Source organism: Coriobacteriia bacterium (assembly GCA_014859305.1).
Taxonomy (GTDB): Bacteria; Actinomycetota; Coriobacteriia; order Anaerosomatales; family Kmv31; genus Kmv31.
Genome location: JACUUM010000004.1, coordinates 25,543 through 46,543 on the forward strand (window position 1 = coordinate 25,543; position 21,001 = coordinate 46,543).

General features: G+C 73.1%; 21 protein-coding genes. All 21 read left to right on the top strand.

Annotated elements, in window-relative coordinates:
- Positions 1-5: 5 nt before the first annotated feature.
- The 21 genes from IBX62_01350 (at position 6) to IBX62_01450 (ending at position 20,994) form a co-directional block, all read left to right on the top strand.
- Complete coding sequence (locus IBX62_01350; protein ID MBE0475736.1) at positions 6-2,651, top strand: CBS domain-containing protein; 2,646 nt, start codon at positions 6-8, stop codon at positions 2,649-2,651.
- Between the two features lie 29 nt (positions 2,652-2,680).
- The gene (locus IBX62_01355; protein MBE0475737.1) at positions 2,681-3,301 is read left to right on the top strand and encodes a site-2 protease family protein; all 621 of its coding nucleotides are present in this window, start codon (positions 2,681-2,683) and stop codon (positions 3,299-3,301) included.
- A 96-nt stretch (positions 3,302-3,397) separates the two neighbouring features.
- A complete protein-coding gene (gene trpS / locus IBX62_01360) occupies positions 3,398-4,396 on the top strand; it encodes a tryptophan--tRNA ligase (protein ID MBE0475738.1) in 999 nt (332 codons plus the stop codon).
- 9 nt (positions 4,397-4,405) lie between these two features.
- Positions 4,406-5,149, top strand: a complete 744-nt coding sequence (locus IBX62_01365; GenBank protein ID MBE0475739.1) for a segregation/condensation protein A — start codon at positions 4,406-4,408, stop codon at positions 5,147-5,149.
- 42 nt (positions 5,150-5,191) lie between these two features.
- Positions 5,192-5,770: an SMC-Scp complex subunit ScpB gene (gene scpB / locus IBX62_01370; protein ID MBE0475740.1), complete on the top strand. Its 579-nt coding sequence runs from the start codon at positions 5,192-5,194 to the stop codon at positions 5,768-5,770.
- A 54-nt stretch (positions 5,771-5,824) separates the two neighbouring features.
- A complete protein-coding gene (locus IBX62_01375) occupies positions 5,825-6,568 on the top strand; it encodes an rRNA pseudouridine synthase (protein MBE0475741.1) in 744 nt (247 codons plus the stop codon).
- Entirely contained in the window at positions 6,568-7,182 is a 615-nt protein-coding gene (locus IBX62_01380; GenBank protein ID MBE0475742.1) for a bifunctional adenosylcobinamide kinase/adenosylcobinamide-phosphate guanylyltransferase, read from the top strand. Before IBX62_01375 ends, IBX62_01380 begins: the two co-directional genes overlap by 1 nt.
- 21 nt (positions 7,183-7,203) lie before the next feature.
- Positions 7,204-8,256, top strand: coding sequence for a nicotinate-nucleotide--dimethylbenzimidazole phosphoribosyltransferase (gene cobT, locus IBX62_01385; GenBank protein ID MBE0475743.1), 1,053 nt, complete (start codon positions 7,204-7,206; stop codon positions 8,254-8,256).
- Positions 8,253-9,002, top strand: coding sequence for an adenosylcobinamide-GDP ribazoletransferase (locus tag IBX62_01390; GenBank protein MBE0475744.1), 750 nt, complete (start codon positions 8,253-8,255; stop codon positions 9,000-9,002). The genes cobT and IBX62_01390 overlap by 4 nt, the downstream gene beginning before the upstream one ends.
- 3 nt (positions 9,003-9,005) lie before the next feature.
- Complete coding sequence (locus IBX62_01395) at positions 9,006-9,647, top strand: histidine phosphatase family protein (GenBank protein ID MBE0475745.1); 642 nt, start codon at positions 9,006-9,008, stop codon at positions 9,645-9,647.
- A 133-nt stretch (positions 9,648-9,780) separates the two neighbouring features.
- A complete protein-coding gene (gene hisC, locus IBX62_01400; GenBank protein MBE0475746.1) occupies positions 9,781-10,896 on the top strand; it encodes a histidinol-phosphate transaminase in 1,116 nt (371 codons plus the stop codon).
- Between the two features lie 83 nt (positions 10,897-10,979).
- On the top strand, positions 10,980-12,002 hold the full coding sequence (aroF, locus tag IBX62_01405) for a 3-deoxy-7-phosphoheptulonate synthase (protein ID MBE0475747.1): 1,023 nt from the start codon (positions 10,980-10,982) through the stop codon (positions 12,000-12,002).
- The gene (locus IBX62_01410) at positions 11,987-13,126 is read left to right on the top strand and encodes a prephenate dehydrogenase/arogenate dehydrogenase family protein (GenBank protein MBE0475748.1); all 1,140 of its coding nucleotides are present in this window, start codon (positions 11,987-11,989) and stop codon (positions 13,124-13,126) included. Before aroF ends, IBX62_01410 begins: the two co-directional genes overlap by 16 nt.
- A complete protein-coding gene (aroA, locus tag IBX62_01415; protein MBE0475749.1) occupies positions 13,127-14,443 on the top strand; it encodes a 3-phosphoshikimate 1-carboxyvinyltransferase in 1,317 nt (438 codons plus the stop codon).
- Between the two features lie 57 nt (positions 14,444-14,500).
- Positions 14,501-15,175: a (d)CMP kinase gene (locus IBX62_01420; protein MBE0475750.1), complete on the top strand. Its 675-nt coding sequence runs from the start codon at positions 14,501-14,503 to the stop codon at positions 15,173-15,175.
- 1 nt (position 15,176) lies between these two features.
- A complete protein-coding gene (locus IBX62_01425) occupies positions 15,177-15,788 on the top strand; it encodes a 1-acyl-sn-glycerol-3-phosphate acyltransferase (GenBank protein MBE0475751.1) in 612 nt (203 codons plus the stop codon).
- Complete coding sequence (locus IBX62_01430; GenBank protein MBE0475752.1) at positions 15,788-16,633, top strand: 4-hydroxy-3-methylbut-2-enyl diphosphate reductase; 846 nt, start codon at positions 15,788-15,790, stop codon at positions 16,631-16,633. Before IBX62_01425 ends, IBX62_01430 begins: the two co-directional genes overlap by 1 nt.
- On the top strand, positions 16,626-17,972 hold the full coding sequence (locus tag IBX62_01435) for a DUF512 domain-containing protein (GenBank protein ID MBE0475753.1): 1,347 nt from the start codon (positions 16,626-16,628) through the stop codon (positions 17,970-17,972). The genes IBX62_01430 and IBX62_01435 overlap by 8 nt, the downstream gene beginning before the upstream one ends.
- Positions 17,973-17,975: 3 nt before the next feature.
- Complete coding sequence (gene der, locus IBX62_01440) at positions 17,976-19,289, top strand: ribosome biogenesis GTPase Der (protein ID MBE0475754.1); 1,314 nt, start codon at positions 17,976-17,978, stop codon at positions 19,287-19,289.
- A gap of 8 nt (positions 19,290-19,297) precedes the next feature.
- Positions 19,298-19,963 carry a glycerol-3-phosphate 1-O-acyltransferase PlsY gene (plsY, locus tag IBX62_01445; GenBank protein MBE0475755.1) on the top strand — a complete coding sequence of 222 codons (666 nt, stop codon included), beginning with the start codon at positions 19,298-19,300 and terminating at the stop codon, positions 19,961-19,963.
- On the top strand, positions 19,960-20,994 hold the full coding sequence (locus IBX62_01450) for an NAD(P)-dependent glycerol-3-phosphate dehydrogenase (GenBank protein MBE0475756.1): 1,035 nt from the start codon (positions 19,960-19,962) through the stop codon (positions 20,992-20,994). The genes plsY and IBX62_01450 overlap by 4 nt, the downstream gene beginning before the upstream one ends.
- Positions 20,995-21,001 lie beyond the last annotated feature (7 nt).

Genomic DNA, 21,001 nt, shown 5'->3' on the forward strand with positions numbered 1-21,001 from the left:
GCGCAGTGCAGGTCGTCGTCGGTCATGCGAACCCCGATCTCGACGCGTACGCCGCCACGGTGGCGGCCACCAAGCTGTTCCCTGGCTCCGTGGGCGTCTTCCTCGGCTCGCAGAACGACAACGTGAGGGAGTTCCACAACCTGCACCAGGACTTCTTGAACTTCATCGAGCTCAAGGAGCTGGACCTGGACGCCGTGACGCGGCTGGTGATGGTGGACACGCGCGACGCGGGACGCATCGGCGAGCTGGGACGCGTGGCCACGAGGCCGGGAGTGGAGGTCGTCGTCTACGACCATCACCCGACCGGTCCGGGCGACCTCGCCGGCGTCGAGGACCGCTCGAGGCTCGTGGGGGCCACGACGTCCATACTCGTGCACGAGATCCGGGGTCGCGGCGTGGCCCTCACGCCGCTGGAGGCCTCGGTCATGCTGCTCGGGATCCACGAGGACACGGGCTCCCTGACGTACCCGGGCTCCACGGCCTACGACGCCGACGCGGTGGCCTACCTGATGGCCGTCGGCGCCGACATGGAGGTGCTGAACCAGTTCCTGGTGCGCACGCTCACGCCCGCCCAGCAGGGGCTGCTCGACCGGCTGATCGCCTCTCTGGAGACGTGGCGGATCCACGGGCAGGAGGTCGTGGTCGGCCGCGCCCGGCTCGAGGAGTACGTCGATTCCGCGAGCGTGGTGACGCACTACATAGTCGAGGACATGGGATACCGCGTGGCCTTCGCCGCGGTCGACATGCCGGACCGGCTGCACGTGGTGGGGCGAAGCCGCCTGACCGACGTGGACGTGGGGCGGGTCCTCGGGCACCTGGGCGGGGGAGGCCACCCGCAGGCGGCCTCTGCGGCGCTGAAGGACGCCGACCTGGACGAGACGCTCGCCGAGCTGCGCCGCGCCCTGGAGACCGAGGTCCGCCCTCCACTGGCCGCCCGCGACATCCTCTCGGCGCCGGTGCGCACCGTGACGCCCGAGGAGACCATGCGGCAGGCCGGCGAGGTGATGGCGGCCTGGGGTCACGGAGGGCTGCCGGTCGTCGAGGAGGGACGGCTCGTCGGGCTCGTGACGCGCAAGGACTTCGACAAGGCGCGGCGCCACAAGCTCGACCACGCGCCGGTGAAGGGCTTCATGGCGCGCGACGTCGTGGCCGTCTCGCCCGAGACCGACCTCGGCGAGCTCGAGCGGCTGATGGCGCAGGCGGGCATCGGCCGGGTGCCGGTGGTGGAGGACGGGCGCCTCGTGGGGATCGTCACGCGCAAGGACCTGCTGCGCGCCGAGCACGGCGACGCGTACCTCGACCGGCGGCTCCCGCAGGCCACCGCCGAGTCGTCCCAGCGGTTCCTCGCATCCGTGGAAGACCTCCTGCCGACGGAGGCCCGCGAGAGCCTGCACGCGCTCGGGGAGGTGGCGGACGACCTCGGCGTGCGCGCCTACGTGGTGGGCGGGTTCGTGCGCGACATGCTGCTCGGCCGGGCGAACCTGGACGTGGACGTGGTCGTGGAGGGCGACGGGGTGGCCTTCGGCGAGGAGGCCGGACGGCGACTCGGGCATCGGGTGCGGGCCCACCGCCGGTTCGGGACCGCCGTGCTGATTGTGTCGCGCGAGCTGCACGTCGACATCGCGAGCGCGCGCACCGAGTACTACACGCGTCCCGGCGCGCTGCCCACGGTGGAGCGCTCGTCGCTGCGACAGGACCTGCTGCGGCGCGACTTCTCGATCAACGCGATGGCGGCCTGCATCAACCCGGAGTGCTTCGGCGCGGTCGCCGACCCCTTCGGCGGCTATCGCGACGTTCGCCGCGGGGTCGTGCGAGTGCTGCACACGCTGTCGTTCGTCGAGGACCCCACGCGGGTGCTGCGCGCCGCTCGGTTCGAGGAGCGCTACGGGTTCCGCATGGATGCCCACACGGAGGCGCTCGCGCGCGAGGCGGTGCAGCTGGGGGTGCTCGAGGAGGTGAGCGGCGCGCGCGTGCGCGAGGAGCTGATGGATCTCATCGAGGAGCGGCCGGCCGACCCGGCGTTCACGCGCCTGGCCGAGCTGGGCGCGTTGTCCGCGCTGCTGCCCGACGACGTGGAGCAGGAGCGGGCGGTGGAGTCCGTGCGAGCCGCCGAGGGGGCATACGCCGCGCTGGCGGAGGCGCTGCCCGCGCCGCCCAAGCGGCGTACGGCGCTGCTCGTGGCGCTGGGGGGCGCGGCGAGCGTGCGCGAGGCCGACAAGTGGCTGCGGCGGCTGCGCCTGGGGCGCGAGCACACCCCTGCCGTCCGCGCCGCGTCGGAGCGCGGCCCCACCGTGCTGCGCCGCCTGAGGGACCGTCGCGGGATGCGCGACAGCAGGCTCAACGCGCTGCTCGCGCCGTTACCGCCCGAGACGCTCGTGTGGCTGCTCGTGACCGGCGACGAGGTCGTGCGGGAGCGCGTCACGCGATACGCCGCGGTCCTCGCGCACGTCCGGGCGGCCGTGACCGGCGACGATCTCGTGGCGATGGGCTTCGAACCGTCCTCGGCGTTCTCTGATATCCTTGCGCAGGCCCTCGCGGACAGGCTGGACGAGCGCGCGGTGGGACGTGAGGCCGAACTGGAGAACCTGCGCAGGCTGGCGCTCAAGGCGGGCCTGAGACCGCGCGACCAGGAGACGTCCTCCCCCCGATGATCGCGTACGAGCGCCTGATATGGTTCGCGATGCTCATCCCGTCCGTGATCTGCCACGAGGTCGCGCACGGCTACGTCGCCTACCGTCTGGGGGACCCGACGGCCAAGGCGGCGGGGCGCATAACGCTCAACCCGATCAAGCACGTCGACCCGGTAGGGACGGTGATCCTGCCCGCGATACTGGCGTTCTCGGGCGCGCCGATCTTCGGGTGGGCCAAGCCCGTGCCGTTCAACCCGCGCAACCTGCGCGAACCGCGCACCGGCGAGCTGCTCATCGGCTTCTCGGGTCCGCTCACGAACCTGGCGCTGGCGCTGGCCGGGACGGCGCTCCTGTGGGTCCTGGGCTTCGCGCCGGGCGGTACGGCCGCCGCGGTGGCGGCCACGCTCGCGTTCTACCTGATCCTCACCAACCTGGTGCTGATGTTCTTCAACCTGCTGCCGATCCCGCCGCTGGACGGCTCGTCGTTCTTCCCGCTGCTGCTTCCGCCGTCGGCGATGCCGGCGTACCGGGCCTTCGAGCGCCAGAGCTTCCTCATCCTGATGGTGCTGGTGTTCGTGCTGCCCTCGGTCGCCGGGGTGAGCCCGATCGGGGAGTACTTCCGCTACACGGTCGACCCGATGCTCGGGTTCCTCCTGCGCCTGGCGAGCTAGCCGGGCCCCGACGCTGCGGTATCATTACGGGCGACCTCCGGCCGGGGACATCCCTCGGCCTCACGCGGATCCGACGTCTCGACCGGAAGCGGGAACGTGACCAGGAAGCGAATCCTCACCGGCTACCGCCCCACCGGCCGTCTCACTCTGGGCCACTGGTTCGGCAACCTGACGAGCATGCGGGAGCTGCAGGAGGAGTACGAGGCGTACTACTTCGTCGCCGACTGGCACGCGCTCACCTCCGATTGGGCCGACACGTCCGGCGTGCGCCGCTTCACCGAGGAGATGGTGCTCGACTGGGTGGCCGCCGGGATCGACCCCGCCAAGGCCACGATCTACCGCCAGTCGGACGTGCCCGAGGTGGCCGAGCTCACGCTGTACCTCGCGATGGTCACGCCGATGCCGTGGCTCGAACGCGTACCGTCCTACAAGGAGCAGCGCGAGCAGATCACCGACAAGGACCTCGGCAACGTCGGGTTCTTCGTCTACCCGCTGCTGCAGGCCGCCGACATCACGATAGTGCGCGGCGACGTCGTGCCCGTGGGCGAGGACCAGCTCCCCCACCTCGAGCTCACGCGCGAGGTGGTGCGCCGATTCAACGGCGTCTACGGCGAGCTGCTGACCGAGCCGCAGGCCAAGGTCGCCGAGGAGGGCGCGCGCGTGCCGGGCACCGACGGTCGCAAGATGTCCAAGTCCTACGGCAACGCCATCTACATCTCGGAGACCGAGGAGGAGACGGCGTCGAAGGTGATGGGGATGCTCACCGACCCGGCGCGCAAGCTCAAGACCGACCCGGGCGACCCAGACGTCTGCCCGCTCCAGCAGATCCACAAGCTGGTGGGGGAGCCGGACGTGGTCGCGGAGTTCGACGCGTGCTGCCGTACGGCGGAGTGCGGGTGCGTGGCGCACAAGCGTGAGCTCGTGGAGGACCTCAACGCGTACCTGCGCCCGTTCCGCACCCGGCGCGACGAGCTCGGGGCGGACCCGTCCTTCGCCTGGGACGTCCTGGCCGAGGGCGCCTCGCGGGTGCGCCCGGCGGTCGAGGAGCTGATGTCCTCGGTGCGCCGGGCGATGCACGTCGACGCGGACGCGTAGGAGCGCCCCGTGTCGTACCGCGTCAGCACCGAGGTCTTCGAAGGGCCGTTCGACCTGCTGCTGCACCTGGTCTCCAAGCAGAAGCTCGACGTCAGCGCGATCTCGATCTCCGACGTCGCCGACCAGTACCTGGCCTACGTGGACCGGATGCGCGAGCTGGACCTGGACGTGGCGAGCGACTTCCTGCTCGTGGCCGCGACGCTGCTGGAGATCAAGGCGGCGGGCCTGCTGCCCTCCGAGGAGACCGTCGAGCTGGAGGAGTTCGAGGACCTCTCGCCCGAGGAGGCGCGAGAGCTGCTGATCGCGCGTCTGCTCGCCTACAAACAGTTCAAGAACGTGGCGGCCGAGCTCGCGGCGCGCATGGAGTCCACCGCGCGGACGCACCCCCGGCAGGCCGGGCTCGAGGAGCCCTTCCTCGGGCTCATGCCGGATTTCCTGGAAGGCGTGACCCTGCACGGCCTGGCGGTGGTCTGCGCCGACCTCGAGCACCGGCGACGCACGTTCCTGCTGGAGGCCGAGCACGTCGCTGCGGCGCCGATAAGCCTGGAGCTGCACGTCGCCGGGGTCGAGCGGGCGCTGAGGGGCCGGCGCGGCCCGACGCGCTTCACGGAGCTGCTGTCCTCGGCGACTCCCGAGGAGGTCGTGGTGACGCTGCTGGCCGTGCTGGAGCTGTACAAGCGCGGCAGGGCGGACGTCCGGCAGGAGGCGCTCTTCGGCGAGATCGAGGTCGTGCTCGTGGAGGAGGTGGCGTAGGCGGTGACGTTCGAGGAGAACCTGCGCGGCGCCGTGGAGGCGATGCTGTTCGTCTCGGACGAGCCGGTCTCGGCGTCGCGGATGGCCAAGGTGCTCGAGGCCGACGCGGGGGAGGTGGAGACGACACTGCGCTCGCTGGCCGAGGAGTACCGCGACGCCGAGCGGGGCTTCCAGTTGCGCGAGGTGGCCGGCGGATGGCGCCTGTACACGCACCCCGCCTACCACGAGGCCGTAGAGAGCTACGTGCTGTCGTGGGACACGAGGCGGCTCTCGCAAGCGTCCCTCGAGGCGCTCGCCGTGATCGCGTACCACCAGCCCGTGACCCGATCCGGCGTGAACGCGGTGCGCGGGGTGAACTCCGAGGGGGTGATCTCCTCGCTCGTGGACAAGGGGCTGGTGCGCGAGGTCGGGCGCGACCGCGACGCCGGCAACGCCATACTGTACGCGACGACGCGCGCCTTCCTGGAGAAGTTCGGTCTGAAGGACCTCACGGAACTGCCTCCGCTGGAGGAGTTCTCCCCGGACCCGGAGACCGAGTCGGCGATCAAGGAGCGCCTCAGCGCCATGCGGGGGCCGGCCCTGGAAGCCGAGGACGACGACGAGCTCGCCGAGGTCGACTAGGGCGTGGGCGGACGCAGGGAGGAACGCGGGCGCGCGGGGGAGACGCCGGTGACCATGCGGCTGCAGCGCTTCCTGTCGCGCGCGGGGGCCGCTTCCAGGCGGGGCGCCGAGGACCTCATGACCGCGGGCCGCGTGACGGTGAACGGCGCGGTCGTCACCGAGCTGGGCGCGAAGGTGGACCCGGCGGCGGACACGGTGGCCGTCGACGGACGGCCCGTGGTACTCGGCGAGGGCCCGTACCACTACGTGCTCGACAAGCCGGCGGGGTACCTCACGACGATGTCGGACCCCCGCGGGCGACCGACGGTCGCGGAGCTCCTGCCGCGCCTGGCCGACGGGACCGTCCCGCCGGGTCTGTTCCCCGTCGGGCGGCTGGACAAGGACACCACCGGCCTGCTGCTGCTCACGAGCGACGGGGAGCTCGGGCACCGTTTGGCGCACCCGCGCTTCCACGTGCCCAAGACGTACCTCGCCGTGGTGCGCGGCGAGCTGCGCGAGCCCGACGCCGAGCGGCTGCGGCGCGGGGTGATGCTGGAGGACGGGCCGACGCAGCCCGCCGAGGTCCGGCTGCTGCACTCCGGCCCGGACCGCTCGGAGGCGGAGATCACGATCCGGGAGGGACGCAAGCGCCAGGTGAGGCGTATGCTCGACGCTGTCGGCCATCCGGTGCTGGGACTGCGCCGGACGCGGTTCGGGCCCGTGGAGGCCGGCGGGCTCGGTCCCGGTCAGGCTCGCCCGCTCATGCCCGAGGAGGTCGCGGCGTTGCGCGAGGCGGCGGGATCGGGAGGGGAGGCGTAGTGCTGTACGTGCTCACGGGAGGCGCGCGTTCGGGCAAGTCCTCCGCCGCCGAGGGGCTGGCCGCCGAGCTCGGAGGCGCCGTCGTCGTCGCCGCGGCGGGGTCGGCCGCGGGCGACGAGGAGATGGCGGCACGGATCGAGGCGCATCGTGAGGCGCGCCCGAAGGCATGGCGCGTTCGGGAGGTCCGGGACGCGGGCGCCTGGACGCCAGGGGCGCGACCAGGGGAGACGGTCGTGCTGGAGTGCCTCGGCACGCTGCTGGGCCGGTTGATGGACGAGACGGCGGCGCGCGGGGCGCTCGCCGGCCCGTGGGACGCCGAGGCGCTGCCCGAGGAGTTCGCCGACGAGGTCGAGGCGCGGATGAACGCGGTCACCGAGGCGTGCGCCGCCGCCGCCGGTTCACGCGACCGCCACCTGGTCGTGGTGACGAACGAGGTGGGTGACGGAGTCGTGCCGGCGCACGCGTCGGGTCGGCTCTTCCGCGACGTGCTCGGGCGCGCCAACCGGCGGCTGGTCGAGGCGGCGGACGCCGCTTGGTTGGTGGTAGCCGGGCGTTGCCTGGACCTGAAGAGCCTGCCGGCGGTCGCAGCGCCGACGGCGCGAGAGGAGACGTAGGTGACGAGGGACCGACGACGAGTGCTGGCCGAGGCGTGCGCGGCCGTCCGGCCGGCCGACACCGGGGTCGAGGAGTCCGCCTGGGCGCGGCTCGACTCGCTCACCAAGCCCCCGAGGAGCCTCGGCCGGTTGGAGGAGCTCGCGGCGCGGCTCTCGGCCATCACGGGGAGCGTGCCGCCGGTCCTCGGCGAGAAGGCCGTGCTCGTGGCCGCCGCGGACCACGGCGTGGTCGCAAGGGGGGTGGCCGCGTACCCGCAGGAGGTCACGCGCCAGATGACCGCGAACTTCGCCGCCGGCGGGGCGGCGATCAACGCGATCGCGCGTAGCGTGGGGGCTCGTCTGGTCGTCGCCGACGTTGGGGTGCGGGCCGGCGACGTCCCCGAAGGCGTGCGCGACCTGCGGGTCGCCGCCGGCACGCGCGACATGACGGCCGGCCCCGCGATGAGCGGGGACGAGGCGCTCGCAGCGATCTGCGCCGGGATCGGCCTGGCACGGGAGCTCGTCGACGACGGCGTAGGCGTGCTGGGGCTGGGCGAGATGGGGATCGGCAACACGACCGCGGCGGCCGCGCTGGTGGCGGCGTTCGCGGGTGCGGGGCCGGAGCACGTGGCGGGGCCGGGGACGGGCTTGGACGCCGAGGGAGTGGCCCGCAAGGCCGCGGTGGTGCGCGCCGCGCTGGAGCGCAACGGCGCCGACGGCCGCGACCCGCTGGCGACGCTGGCGGGCGTGGGCGGCCTGGAGATAGCGACGTTGGCCGGAGCCGCCATCGGCGCCGCCGGACGCGGGTGCGTGACCGTGGCCGATGGCTTCGTCTCGACGGCCGCCGTGGTGGCCGCCGCGGCGATGTGTCCCGCGCTACGCGAGCGAGTCGTGGCGTCGCACCTCTCGCCGGAGCCCGGTCACGCCGTGGCGCTGCGCTGGCTCGCGCTCGAGCCGCTGCTGGACCTGCGAATGCGCCTCGGCGAGGGCACCGGGGCGGCACTGGCCATGCCGGCGATCGAGGCCGCCGCGGCCGTCCTGCGCGACATGGCGAGCTTCGAGGAGGCAGGCGTGTCCGGTGGGGGCGTAGGGTGACCGCGGCCCGAGGAGCGCTCGCCGCGCTGGCGCTGCTGACCCGGGTCCCGGTGCCCCGGCATCCCGCGCCGGGCCCGGGCGCAGTGGGCTGGTTCGGGCCCGTCGGTCTGCTCCTGGGGTCCTCGGCCGCGCTGCCGGCTTGGCTCGCGCTTCGATGGGGCTGGCGCGGTCAGGCCTCGATGATCGCCGCGGTGCTCGTCGTGGCGTGGTGGGCGTGGGGCACGCGGATGCTGCACTGGGACGGGCTGGCCGACGCGGCGGACGCCGCGTGGGGGGCGGCCGATCCGGCATCCCGCCTCGCCGTGATGGCCGACACCCGCACGGGCGCGTTCGGCGCCACCGCCGTGGCACTCGTCGCGCTCGGACAGGCATCCGCGATCGGTGCGTCGCTGACGGCGGGCCGCGTGTGGCCGCTCGTGCTCGCTCCCGTGCTCGGGCGGAGCGCGGCCTCGCTCCTGGTCTGGGGGCTTCGCCCGGCGCGCTCCGGGGGGCTCGGCGCCGCGCTCGCCGGCCCCGCGCCCGTCGGAGGCGTGCTCGCCTCGTCGGCCGCCGTCGCCGTCGCCGTGGCGCTCGTGCGGCTGGAGGAGCCCTCCGCCGCGGCGGCCGCGGCGTTCACGGGGCTGGCCGTCGCGATAGCCGTGCCCTTCGTCGTGGCGCGGCCGTTCCGGGGATACACCGGCGACGTGCTCGGAGCCTCGGTCCTGCTTGTCGAGACGGCGGCGTTGATGATCGCGGGGATCCTCTAGGCGATGGGAGGCGACGGGGATACGACGACGCGGCGGGTGCTGATCGCGCGGCATCCCGAGACCGTCGCGAACCGCGAGGGGCGCTACATCGCCGAGGCGGATTCGCCCTACACGCCCCGAGGGGCGCGGCAGGCCGCCTCCCTGGCCCGCTGCATCGGGGCCTTCCGCCCCGACGCGGTGCTCGCCTCGCCCGCGCGGCGGGCCTTGGAGCCGGCGAGCTCAGGCGCGGCCGCGGCGGGCGCACGCCTGTTGGTCGAGGAGCGGCTCCGCGAGGTGGGCTGGGGGGACGCCGAGGGGCTCACCTACGCGGAGGTGCGGCGCGCCGGCGTACCGATGGACTACCTCGGCGGCCCGGATGCGGGGGAGATCGCCGGCGGCGGCGAGAGCTGGGCCTCGTTCACCCGTCGCATCCGGGAGGCCGCGGGACTCATCGCGGAGGCGGGGGAGAGGGTCGCCGTCGTCACCCACGGGGGTGTGGTCCGCGCCCTGCTGGTGACCTGGCTCGGGTTGCCGGCGGAAGCGGCATGGCGCTTCGCGATCCGTCCGGCGTCGGTCACCGTCGTCAAGCTCGCCGACGGGCACGGGGCGCTGGAGGTCTTCGGCATGACGCCCGGTACGTGCGTCCGCACGCCGGGGAGGGACTGACCCCCTCGCTCCGCCCGCCTGGGCGTCCCGCCCCTGAGACCGCTTGCCACCGCGCGCCCCCCTGCGGGAGAATCCTTCGCAACCTCCGGCCGCGGCTCGCGGTGAGCCGTGCGCCGACGGAATGGGAGGCGCCTTGGGAAGCGGAAGCAGCGCGTGGGAGCGGATCGTGCGCGACGACCTGGCCGGTCTCGTGCCGTACGCGCCCGGCCTGCGTGCGAGCGAGGTGCGGGAGCGCTGCGGCAGGCCGCGAGTGCTGAAGCTGTCCAGCAACGAGAGCCCGCATCCGCCCTTCCCGGCCGCGCTCCGGGCGATCCGGGCCGTGGCCCCCCGGGTCAACCGCTATCCGGACGGGTCGGCGCGAGCACTCCGGGGCGCCCTCGCCGAGCGGCTCGGCGTGCCGGCGGAGAACCTCGTCGTCGCCAACGGCAGCAACGAGCTGCTCGTGCTCATCGCGCAGGCCGTCCTTCGCCCCGGCGACGAGGTCGTGTTCGCCTGGCCCAGCTTCGTCGTCTACCCCATGGCCTGCGAGATGTTCGGCGCGACGGCCGTGCGCGTGCCGCTCGCCGACGACACCCACGACGTGGAGGCGATGGCCGGCGCGATCACGGAACGGACGCGCGTCGTGTTCCTGTGCAACCCCAACAACCCGACGGGCACGGTGTACCGCCGCGAGGCGCTCGAGCGCTTCCTTCGCCGCGCGCCCGAGCACGTGCTGGTCGTGGCCGACGAGGCGTACTTCGAGTACGTGACGGACCCCGGCTACCCCGACTCGCTGGCCTTCTTCGACGGGGATCGCCCGCTGGCCGTGCTGCGCACGTTCTCGAAGATGTACTCGCTGGCCGGCTTGCGCGTCGGCTACGGCGCCCTGCCGGCGCCGCTGGCCGACGCCGTGCACCGCCTGCGCGCCCCGTTCAACGTCAACACCGTCGCCCAGGCGGCGGCGTACCATTCCCTCGGCGACGAGGCCGAGGTGAGGCGCCGGCGCGCCGAGAACCAGGAGCAGAAGACCTACCTCTATTCGGCCTTCGACCGGCTCGGGGTCTCCTACGCGCCTTCGGAGGCCAACTTCGTGTACTTCCACACGTCCAGGCCGGCCGAGGTGTTCGAGGCACTCCTCGAGGAGGGCGTCATCGTCAGGGGATTCGGGACCGCGCCCGCGCTGCGCATGACCGTGGGCACCCCCGCGGAAACCCTGGATGCCGTCCAGGCCCTCGAGGCGGCCGCGGAGAGGCTGCGCGGGCTGGCCTGACGGCCGCCACGGACGACCTCCGCGGGCCGGGGCGGGCCGGGGACCGGCAGTGAGCAGGCGGGCGAAGAGAGGGTGATCGAGCGATGCTCGTGGTGATGAGGGACCGTGCGACCTCCTCGGAGGTCGAACACGTGGTGGACCTGCTGCGGGAAGCGGGGGCCGAGGCGCACCTGTCGCGCGGCGAGGTCAAGACGATCATCGGCGTCATCGGTGACCGGGAGACCATCTACAGCCTGGAGCTGGAGGGCCTCCCCGGCGTCGAAGAGGTCGTGCGCGTGCTCAAGCCCTATAAGCTGGTCAGCCGCGACTTCCAGGCGGAGGACACCGTGGTGGACGTGCGCGGGGCGGTGGTCGGGGGCGGGGCGGTGGCGATGATCGCAGGCCCCTGCTCCGTTGAATCGGCCGAGCAGGTGCTCGCCGCGGCGCGGGCGGTGAAGGCCGGAGGCGCCACGATGATGCGAGGCGGGGCCTACAAGCCCCGGACGAGCCCGTACGCGTTCCAGGGCATGGGCGTGGAGGGCCTCAAGCTGCTACGCGAGGCGGCGGACGAGGTCGACCTGCCGGTGGTCACCGAGGTGCTGGACGTGCGCGACACCGACGTGGTGGCCGAGCATGCCGACGTGCTCCAGGTCGGAGCGCGCAACATGCAGAACTTCATGATGCTGGACGAGCTCGGACGGACGAGCAAGCCGATCCTTCTGAAGAGGGGCCTGTCGGCCACGATAGAGGAGCTGCTCTCCGCCGCCGAGTACGTGCTCAAGGGAGGCAACCGCGACGTGATGCTGTGCGAGCGCGGCATCAGGACGTTCGAGAGCTACACGCGCAACACGCTCGACCTCGCGGCCGTGGCCGCGCTGAAGTCGCTGACGCACCTGCCCGTGGTCGCGGACCCCTCCCACGCGACCGGCCGTCGGGACCTCGTGGCGCCGATGTGCCGCGCTGCGCTCGCCGCGGGAGCGGACGGTCTGATGGTCGAGGTCCACCCCGACCCCGAGCACGCTCGCTGCGACGGCCCGCAGTCGCTCACCGCGGAGGGGTTCGCCGAGGCGATGGCCTCGCTCGGACCCTACGTCGAGCTCGGGGGCAGGCGGTGGGGGCGGCCGTGAGCGGCTTCTCGCGCATCATCGTCGTCGGTGTGGGGCTGATCGGCGGGTCGCTGGCCGCCGCCGTGCGCGCCCTTGCGGAGGCGCCGCCGGTCCTCGGCGTGGATACCGACGAGGAGGCGCTGGCCTGGGCCGTCGAGCACGGCGTTCTCGACGAGGGCCTCTCGCCGGAAGCCGCCGAGGCCGCCGGGTGGCTGGCAGGCGGGCCGGCGGACCTCGTCGTGCTGGCCACGCCGGCGGCGGCGGCCGAGGAATGGCTCCGCCGGCTCGGCGAGGTGGGCTACCGGGGTACGGTGACCGACGTCGCGTCGACCAAGACGGGCGTGACCGCGGCCGCCCGGGCGTGGCTCGCCCCCGGGGCCGCGTTCGTGGGAGGGCACCCGATGGCCGGCTCCGAGCGCAGTGGCGTGCGCAACGCCACGCACGCGCTCTTCCGCGGGGCGTACTACGTGCTCACGCCGGATCAGTCGACCGACATGGAGGCGTACCGGCGCCTGCACGCGCTCGTGGGGGCGCTCGGCGCCCGCGCGATGTCCGTCGACCCCGATCGCCACGACGAGGCGGTCGCCGTCGTCAGCCACGTGCCGCACGTCGCGGCGTCCGCGCTCACGAACCTCGCCGCCGAGCGCGGCGGTGAGGCGTTGCGGCTGGCGGCTGGCGGCTTCAAGGACATGACCCGCGTCGCCGCAGGCTCGCCGGACCTGTGGACGGGCATCTGCCTGGACAACCGCGAGGCCATCGGGGTGGCGCTACGCGGCCTCGGCCGCGAGCTGGACGCGTTCTCCTCGGCCCTGCGCCACGGGGACGTCGCCCGAGTGCGGGCGTGGCTCGCCCGGGCCGCCGACACGCGTTCCTCCCTGCCCGCGGAGTGGGTGCCCGCGACCGAGCGCCTCACCGAGGTGACCATCCCGGTCATCGACCGGCCCGGCGTCATAAGCGAGGTCACGATGGCCGTCGGCCGCGCGGGATGCAACATCGAGGACATCGAGATACTGCACCAGACCGAGTCGAGCGCGATGCTGCGGCTGGTGCTGACCGACGAGGGAGACCTGCCCGCGCTGCTGGACGCCCTTCTCTCTCTCGGCTACGAACCGGAAGCCGGTCCGCTCTCCACCGAGGAGGCCTGAATGCAGCACATCGTCGAGCCCCCCGCCTTTCCCGCTCGAGGAACCCTTCGGGTACCGGGCGACAAGTCCATCTCGCACCGCGCGGTGCTGCTGGCGGCCATGGCCGAGGGCACCAGCAGGCTGCACGGCGTGCTCGGCGGCGCGGACGTGCGCGCGACGATAGGCGCGGTGAGAGCGCTGGGCGCCGAGGTCGTCGAGGAGGAGGGGGAGCACGGCCTGGAGCTCGCGGCCACGGGCTGGGGCGAGCGCGGCCCCTCGGAGCCCGCGGGGCCAATCGACTGCGGCAACAGCGGCACGACGGCGCGCCTGCTGGCCGGCGTTCTGGCGCCGTGGCCGGTGACGGTCACCCTGGTCGGCGACGAGTCCCTGTCCCGCCGGCCGATGCGGCGCGTCACGCGCCCCCTCGTGGAGACGGGCGCGCGCTTCGAGCTGACCGAGGACGGCACGCTGCCGATGACGATCCGCGGCGCCGCATCGGCGATCGGCTTCAGCTACGACCTGCACGTGGCCTCCGCCCAGGTCAAGAGCGCCGTCCTGCTCGCCGGCTGCCGCGCGGAGGGCCGCACCCTGGTCACCGAGCCCGCCCCCAGCCGCGACCACACCGAGCGGATGCTGCCCGCCTTCGGCGTGCCGGTGGGCCGCGAGGGGCTCGCCGCCTGGGTGGACGGGCCGGTCGTGCCCGCCGCGACGGAGCTGTCGGTCCCGGCCGATCCGTCCTCGGCGGCGTTCATGGCGGGAGCGGCGCTCATGCACGAGGGCGGAGAGGTGACGCTGCCCGGCTTGTCCGTGAACCCGACGCGCACGGGGTTCCTGCGCGTGATGGAGCGCATGGGGGCCCGTGTCGAGTACGCGAACGAGCGCGACGAGGGCGGGGAGTCCGTCGCCGACGTGACGGTGGCGCGCGACGGGGCGCTACAGGCCGCCGAGGTCGCCGCCGAGGAGGTGCCGTCGCTGGTCGACGAGGTCCCGCTGCTCGCGGTCGTGGCGACGCAAGCGGAGGGCACCACGCGCTTCCGGGGCGTGGAGGAGCTGCGGCTCAAGGAGTCGGACCGGCTCGACGGTATCGTGGGGGTGTTCTCCGCGCTGTACGTTGGCGCCAAGATCGACGAGGAGGGCACGCTCGTGATCGTGGGGCGTTCGCACGCCCCCCTGCGCGGCGACGTGGCGCTGGACAGCCGGGGGGACCACCGTCTCGCGATGGCCTACGCCGTGGCGGCGCTGGCCGCCGACGCGACGGTCGGCATCGACGGATTCGAGTGCGTGGAGGTGTCGTACCCGCGCTTCGCCGAGGACCTCGCGTCGCTGGTGTCGGGCTGAGGGGCGCGCGTCTGCTATCCTCTCCTCGGTCCGTCCCCCCGACCAGGAGTCCCGCCGATGATCGTAGCCATAGACGGCCCGGCCGCCTCGGGCAAGTCGACCGTGGCCAAGGCCGTCGCCCGACGCCTCGGGCTGCACTACCTGGACACCGGCGCGATGTACCGCTCCGTGGCGCTGAAGGCGCTGCGGACCGGGACCCCCTTGGACGACGAGGCGGCGCTCGCCTCCCTGGCGGAGGCGTCGCGGGTGGCGTTCGCGCACGCTCCGGGCGAGCCGTTGCCCGCTGCCGTCATCCTCGACGGCGAGGACGTCACCGCCGCCATCCGCACGCCGGAGGTCGATGCGGCCGTCAGCGCCGTCGCGCGGGCACCGGGCGTGCGGGAGGCGATGGTCCGAGAGCAGCGCCGCCTGGGCCGCAGCGACGACCTGGTGGTTGAGGGCCGCGACATCGGCACGGTCGTGTTCCCGGAAGCCGAGGTCAAGGTGTACCTCTCGGCCGCGCCCGGGGAGCGGGCCCGCAGGCGCCACGCCGAGCATGCGGCGGCCGGGCACGAGGCGGAGGCCCGCGACGTGTTGGAGCGCCTGGAGGCCCGGGACGCCGCGGACTCCAGCCGGGCCGCGAGCCCTCTCGCGGTCGCCGCCGATGCCGTACGGATAGACACCACGGGAGCCGGCGTGGAACAGGTCGTCGATCGCGTCGTCGGCTTGGCGCAGCGGGCGAGGAGGCGTTGACGTGCTCTATCGCGCGTGCTGGTTCCTCGCGCAGGCCCTCCTGCGCCCGTTCTTCCGCATCCGCTGGGTCGGGCAGGGTAACGTGCCGCGCGCGGGCGGCGTCATCCTCGCGGGCAACCACGTGTCGTACCTCGACCCGATCGTGATCCCGGCGGGGTTGTGGCGTCCGGTGAGCTTCATGGCCAAGGCGGAGCTCTTCGCCATCCCCGTGCTGGGGTGGCTCCTGCGGGCGCTGCACTCGTTCCCGGTGCGGCGGGATACCGCCGACAGGGGGGCGATCGCGAAGGCGAGCCGGCGTCTGGAAGGCGGCTGGGCGGTGGGTATCTTCCCCGAGGGGACGCGCGTCCGAGAGGGAGGCGGGCAAGGTCAGGAGGGGGCGGCGTTCCTTGCGATGCGCACGGGCGCCCCGATCGTACCGGTGGGCATCGACGGTACGGGCGGGGTGCGGCCTCCGGGCGTGCGCTCCGTGCGCTTTCCGCGGATCTCGGTGGCCTACGGCGAGCCGATCGAGCCGGGCGCCTTCGCCGGAGGGAGCCGCGAACGCGTCTCGGCGATGACCGCGGAGCTGATGGCCGGGATCGGGGCCGCGCTCGACGAAGCGAGGAGGGTCTAGTGCGCGTCGAGGTCGCGCGGTACGCGGGGGTCTGCTACGGGGTCGAGCGCGCGCTGCGGCTGGCCGAGGAGGCGGCGGAGGCCGGGGGCAGGGTGCGCACGCTGGGGCCGCTGATCCACAACCCCCAGGCGGTCGCGGCGCTGCGCGAGAAGGGCGTCGAGGTCGCCGCGTGCCTTCACGAGGCCGACGACGGCACGCTGGTGATCCGCTCCCACGGGGTCGACCCCGCGATCATCGAAGCCGCTCGCGAGAAGGGTCTCGACGTCGTCGACGCGACGTGCCCGTTCGTGTCCGCCGCGCATCAGTGCGCTCGCGAGCTCGCCGAGCAGGGCTACTCCGTCGTCATCGTGGGCGAGGCGGAGCACCCGGAGGTCGAGGGCATCATGGCCCACGCGCCCGGAGAGGCGCTCATCGTCCAGGCCGCCGAGGACCTGCCCGACAAGCTTCCCTCGCGCAAGGTGGGAGTCGTGGTTCAGACGACGCAGTCCCTCTCCAGGCTCAACGAGGTCGTCACCGCGCTGCTCCCCCGCGTGTCGGAGCTGCGCGTATGCAACACGATCTGCAGCGCCACCGCCAAGCGCCAGCGCGCCGCCGAGGAGCTCGCCAGAGACGTCGACGTCATGGTCGTGGTAGGGGGGCACAACTCCGGCAACACCAACCGGCTGGCCGAGATCTGCAGGTCGGTGAACGACCGCGTGCACCACGTCGAGACCGCCGACGAGCTCGACCCGGGCTGGTTCGCCGGCGCTCGCGTCGTGGGTGTGACGGCCGGTGCCTCGACGCCCCAGGAGCAGGTGTCCGGCGTGGTCCGCGCGGTCGAATCGTTCGGAGGAGGGCATGGGTGAGAGCCGCACCCGCGGGGGTCTGATCGCCTCCGTGGCGCCGGGGTCGCCCGCCGAGGGCGCCGGCTTGCGCCCGGGCGACCGCATCCTGGCTGCGGAGGACCGCCCGCTGCGCGACGTGCTGGACTGGCGCTGGCACGCTTCGGGAAGCGAGGTCTCGCTCCGCGTGACCGGAGGTGCCGCGGAGCGCACGGTTCGCATGCGCCGCGAGGGCGGGGAGTGGGGGGTCCTGTTCGCCGAGGCGCTCTTCGACGGCGTGCGGGAGTGCGCCAACGCATGCGCCTTCTGCTTCATCTCCCAGCTCCCGCAGGGTCTGCGGCCCTCGCTGTACGTGCGCGACGACGACTTCCGTCTCTCCTTCCTGCAGGGCAACTTCATCACCCTCACCAACCTCGACGACACCGACGTTCGCCGCATACTCACCCAGAAGCTGAGCCCGCTGTACGTCTCGATCCACGCGGTCACCACCGCCGTGAGGCGCCGCCTGATGTCTCCCGCCGCCGGGGACGGAGCGCTGGGGAACCTCGATCGGCTCCTGCGCGGGGGGATCGACGTCCACCTGCAGGTGGTCCTCGTCCCGGGCCTGAACGACGGAGAGGAGCTCGACGAGACGCTGTCGTGGGCATCGCGGCGCGACCGCGTGCTCTCCGTGGGCGTCGTCCCGATGGGCTACACGGCACACCAGAGCCGGTTCACCTCCTCCTATGAGGACCCCTCTCGAGCCGCGGCGGTCCTTGACAGGCTGCGATCCTGGCAAGCCGTCACGCGCGTGGAGAGGGGTGAGACCTGGGTGCAGGCCGCCGACGAGCTCTACCTCGGCGCCGGCATCGAGCTGCCGCCCTGGTCGGAGTACGACGGCTTCCCCCAGTACGAGAACGGCGTCGGTCCGTCGCGGGCGTTCGTCGACGAGGTGCGCGACGCGGTCCGCGAGGCCCATGCCGAGTCCAGCGGGGGGCGGCCCGTGCCCGTCACGCTGGTCACCGGCGCGCTGTTCGCGCCGCTGCTGCGTCGCGTGGCACCGTCGCTCAGGGCGCTGGGCGCCGCGGCGGACGTCCTGCCGGTCGCCAACTCGCTGTTCGGGGGGAACGTGTCCGTCGCCGGTCTGCTCGGGAGGGGGGACGTCCTCGGCGGTGTCCGCGGACACGCCGGGCCGGGCCCGTACCTCGTCCCCGACGTAGTGGTAAACTCCGACGGGCTCCTCCTCGACGACCTGGAGCACCGGGGCGATGCGGCCGACACCCTCTCCGCCGAGACGGGCAGGGACGTCCTGGTCGTGCCCAGCGAGGGGCGGGCGTTCGCGGAGCGCCTGGCGGACATCGTCGGACGGTACCGGGAGGCGTGAGGCATGGCGCTGCCGCTCGTGGCGGTCGTCGGCAGGCCGAACGTGGGCAAGTCGACGATGGTCAACCGCATAGCGCAGGCCTCGGAAGCGATCGTGCACGAGGCGCCCGGCGTCACTCGCGACCGCAGCTACCACCGCGCCGACTGGAACGGGCGCGACTTCATGCTGGTGGACACGGGAGGCATCGAGTTCGGGCGCCAGGACGTCTTCGCCCCGTCCATCCGCGCGCAGGCCATGGCCGCGACCGAGGAGGCCGACGTGATCGTCTTCCTCGTCGACGGCAAGACCGGGGTGACCACCACCGACGAGGACGTGGCCAGGATCCTCAAGCGCAGCGGCAAGCCGGTCTTCCTCGCCGTGAACAAGATGGACGACCCGTCGCGGGAGGAGGCCGTCCACGAGTTCTGGGCCCTCGGTCTCGGCGAGCCCCGGCCTGTATCCGCCACCCACGGTCACGGCTCGGGCGACCTCCTCGACGCGGTCGTCGCGGCCCTTCCCGACCTGGAGGCCGCCGAGGAGGCCGGACGGGTCGACGTCGCGATCATAGGGCGACCGAACTCGGGGAAGTCGTCGCTGCTCAACCGCCTGGTGGGCGAGGAGCGCGCCATCGTGTCGGAGGTTCCGGGGACGACCCGCGACGCGCTGGACACGGTGATCGAGCGCGACGGCGCCCGCTACCGGCTAGTGGACACCGCCGGCATCCGCAGGCAGGCCAGGATCGACGAGTCGGTGGAGTACTACGGGTTCGTGCGCGCGATGCGCGCGATAGACCGCGCCGACGTGGCTCTGCTGGTCGTGGACGCCACCATCGGCGTGACCGACGGCGACCAGCGCGTGGCGCGCTTCGCCGAGGAGCGGGGATGCGCGCTCGTGGTGCTGCTGAACAAGTGGGACGCACTGGCCACGCCCGAGGAGAAGGAGGAGGTCTACGACGATCTGGTGCGCAAGCTCGGGTTCGTCGGCTACGCGCCCGTCCTGCGGATCAGCGCGCTCACGGGCCGAGGGGTCGGCCGTGTCCTGCAGGCCGTGGACACGGTCTACGAGTCGTACGTCTCCGAGATCCCGACCAGCCGGCTCAACAAGTTGCTGACCGAGTTGCGCGACGTCGGTCACACCGTCTCCAAGGGCGGCCGCACGCTCAAGGTCAACTACGTCACCCAGACCGGCACCAAGCCGCCCGTCTTCACGTTCTTCGCGAACCAGCCCAAGCTGGCCGACGACAGCTTCCGCCGCTACCTGGAGAACCGGATGCGCGAACGGTTCGACCTGACCGGGACGCCGGTCGTCCTGAGGTTCAAGGCCAAGGAGCGGCCGTGACCTACGGGATGGCGGGCATCCTGGCCGCACTGCTGATCGCGTACCTGGCGGGCGGGATCCCGGTCGCCTACATCGTCGGCCGCGTCCACCGGGGCATCGACATCCGGGAGCACGGCTCCGGCAACGTCGGCACGACGAACGCATGGCGTGTCCTGGGGCCGGCGGCCGGAGTCGCGGTGCTGGTGCTCGACGTCGTGAAGGGGGCGGTCGCGGTCCTGGCCGCGCCGTACGCGGCCGCGGCCGTGTCCTGGCAGGCGTCAGGCGCGGCGCCGGCCGGGGTCTCGGCCGCCCTGCCGGTGCTGGCGGGCCTCACCGCCGTCCTCGGCCACACGTACACGCCCTTCCTGCGCTTCCGTGGCGGCAAGGGCATCGCCACCGCCGCAGGGGTCCTGCTCGTCGTCACGCCGCTGGCCGTCCCGATACTCCTCGGCGTGTTCGCCGTGGTGGTGGCTCTCACGCGCATGGTCTCCGCGGGCTCGCTGGTGATCGCGTTGCTCTATCCGGGTGTCGTGGGGCTGTTCTACAGGGACGTGCCGGGCGCGCTGCCCTTCGCGGTCGCAGCCGCGGCGCTGTTGACGTGGAGGCATCGCGGCAACATCGCGCGCATCGCGCGGGGACAGGAACGTAAGGTAGTCTGGAGGAGGGCGACCAGGGAGAGCGGAGGCGAGCGGTGACGCGGACCGTCGCGGTGGTGGGAGCCGGCTCGTGGGGGACGGCCGTCGCCTGGATGCTCGGCGGCAAGGGCCACGACGTGCGGCTGTGGGCGCGGCGGCCCGAGACCGCGGAGGCCATCGAGGCGGAGCGCCGGAACCCGCGCTACCTCACGGACGTCCTGCTGCCCGAGACCGTCGGGGCGTACTCGGACCTCGCCCGGGCGACCTCGGGCGCCGAGCTCGTCGTGATCGTCACGCCCAGCCACGGCGTGCGAGAAGCAGCAGGTGCGCTGCGGCCGCTCCTGTCCTCCGAGGTGCCCGTCGTCAGCCTCGCCAAGGGCCTCGAGCGCGGGACGCTGCTGCGGATGACCGAGGTGCTCGCCGAGGAGCTCGGCGGGCCGGAACGACTGGCGGCGCTCTCCGGCCCCAACCACGCCGAGGAGGTCTCGCGCGGCATCCCGTCGGCCACCGTCGCCGCCGCGCACGACGAGGGGCTCGCGGCCTTCGTCCGTGATGCGTTCATGACACCGTTCTTCCGCGTGTACACGAATCCGGACATCGTGGGCGTGGAGTTGTGCGGCGCCTCCAAGAACGTGATCGCCGTGGCGGCGGGGATATCGGACGGTCTGGGCTTCGGCGACAACACGAAGGCCTCGCTCATGACCCGCGGGCTCGCGGAGATGTCCCGGCTCGGCAAGACTGCCGGAGCGAGGCAGCTGACCTTCATGGGGCTGGCGGGCATGGGCGACCTGATCGCTACGTGCACCTCGCGCCACAGCAGGAACCGCTCGGTCGGCGAGGCGGTCGGCAAGGGCGGTACGGTGGCGGAGTGGGAGGCGTCCACGCGCATGGTCGCCGAGGGCACGACCGCGGCCCTCACGATCGGGCAGCTCGCCGGCCGCTACGGGGTCGAGCTGCCCATCACCTCGCTCGTGAGGCGTATCCTGTACGAGGGGCTGCCGGCGCGAGAGGCCGTCGAGAAGCTGATGACGCGCACGGCGGTCGACGAGATGCACGGCATGGGGCTGCTCGAGGGAGGGGAGCGCAGGTGAGCATCGA

Coding starts and splice junctions, on each gene's coding strand:
- IBX62_01355 (MBE0475737.1), top strand. CDS start 2,681: ATGCTCATCCCGTCCGTGATCTGCCACGAGGTCGCGCACGGCTACGTC.
- scpB (MBE0475740.1), top strand. CDS start 5,192: ATGCTGTTCGTCTCGGACGAGCCGGTCTCGGCGTCGCGGATGGCCAAG.
- IBX62_01375 (MBE0475741.1), top strand. CDS start 5,825: ATGCGGCTGCAGCGCTTCCTGTCGCGCGCGGGGGCCGCTTCCAGGCGG.
- IBX62_01395 (MBE0475745.1), top strand. CDS start 9,006: ATGGGAGGCGACGGGGATACGACGACGCGGCGGGTGCTGATCGCGCGG.
- aroF (MBE0475747.1), top strand. CDS start 10,980: ATGCTCGTGGTGATGAGGGACCGTGCGACCTCCTCGGAGGTCGAACAC.
- aroA (MBE0475749.1), top strand. CDS start 13,127: ATGCAGCACATCGTCGAGCCCCCCGCCTTTCCCGCTCGAGGAACCCTT.
- IBX62_01420 (MBE0475750.1), top strand. CDS start 14,501: ATGATCGTAGCCATAGACGGCCCGGCCGCCTCGGGCAAGTCGACCGTG.
- IBX62_01435 (MBE0475753.1), top strand. CDS start 16,626: ATGGGTGAGAGCCGCACCCGCGGGGGTCTGATCGCCTCCGTGGCGCCG.
- der (MBE0475754.1), top strand. CDS start 17,976: ATGGCGCTGCCGCTCGTGGCGGTCGTCGGCAGGCCGAACGTGGGCAAG.
- plsY (MBE0475755.1), top strand. CDS start 19,298: ATGGCGGGCATCCTGGCCGCACTGCTGATCGCGTACCTGGCGGGCGGG.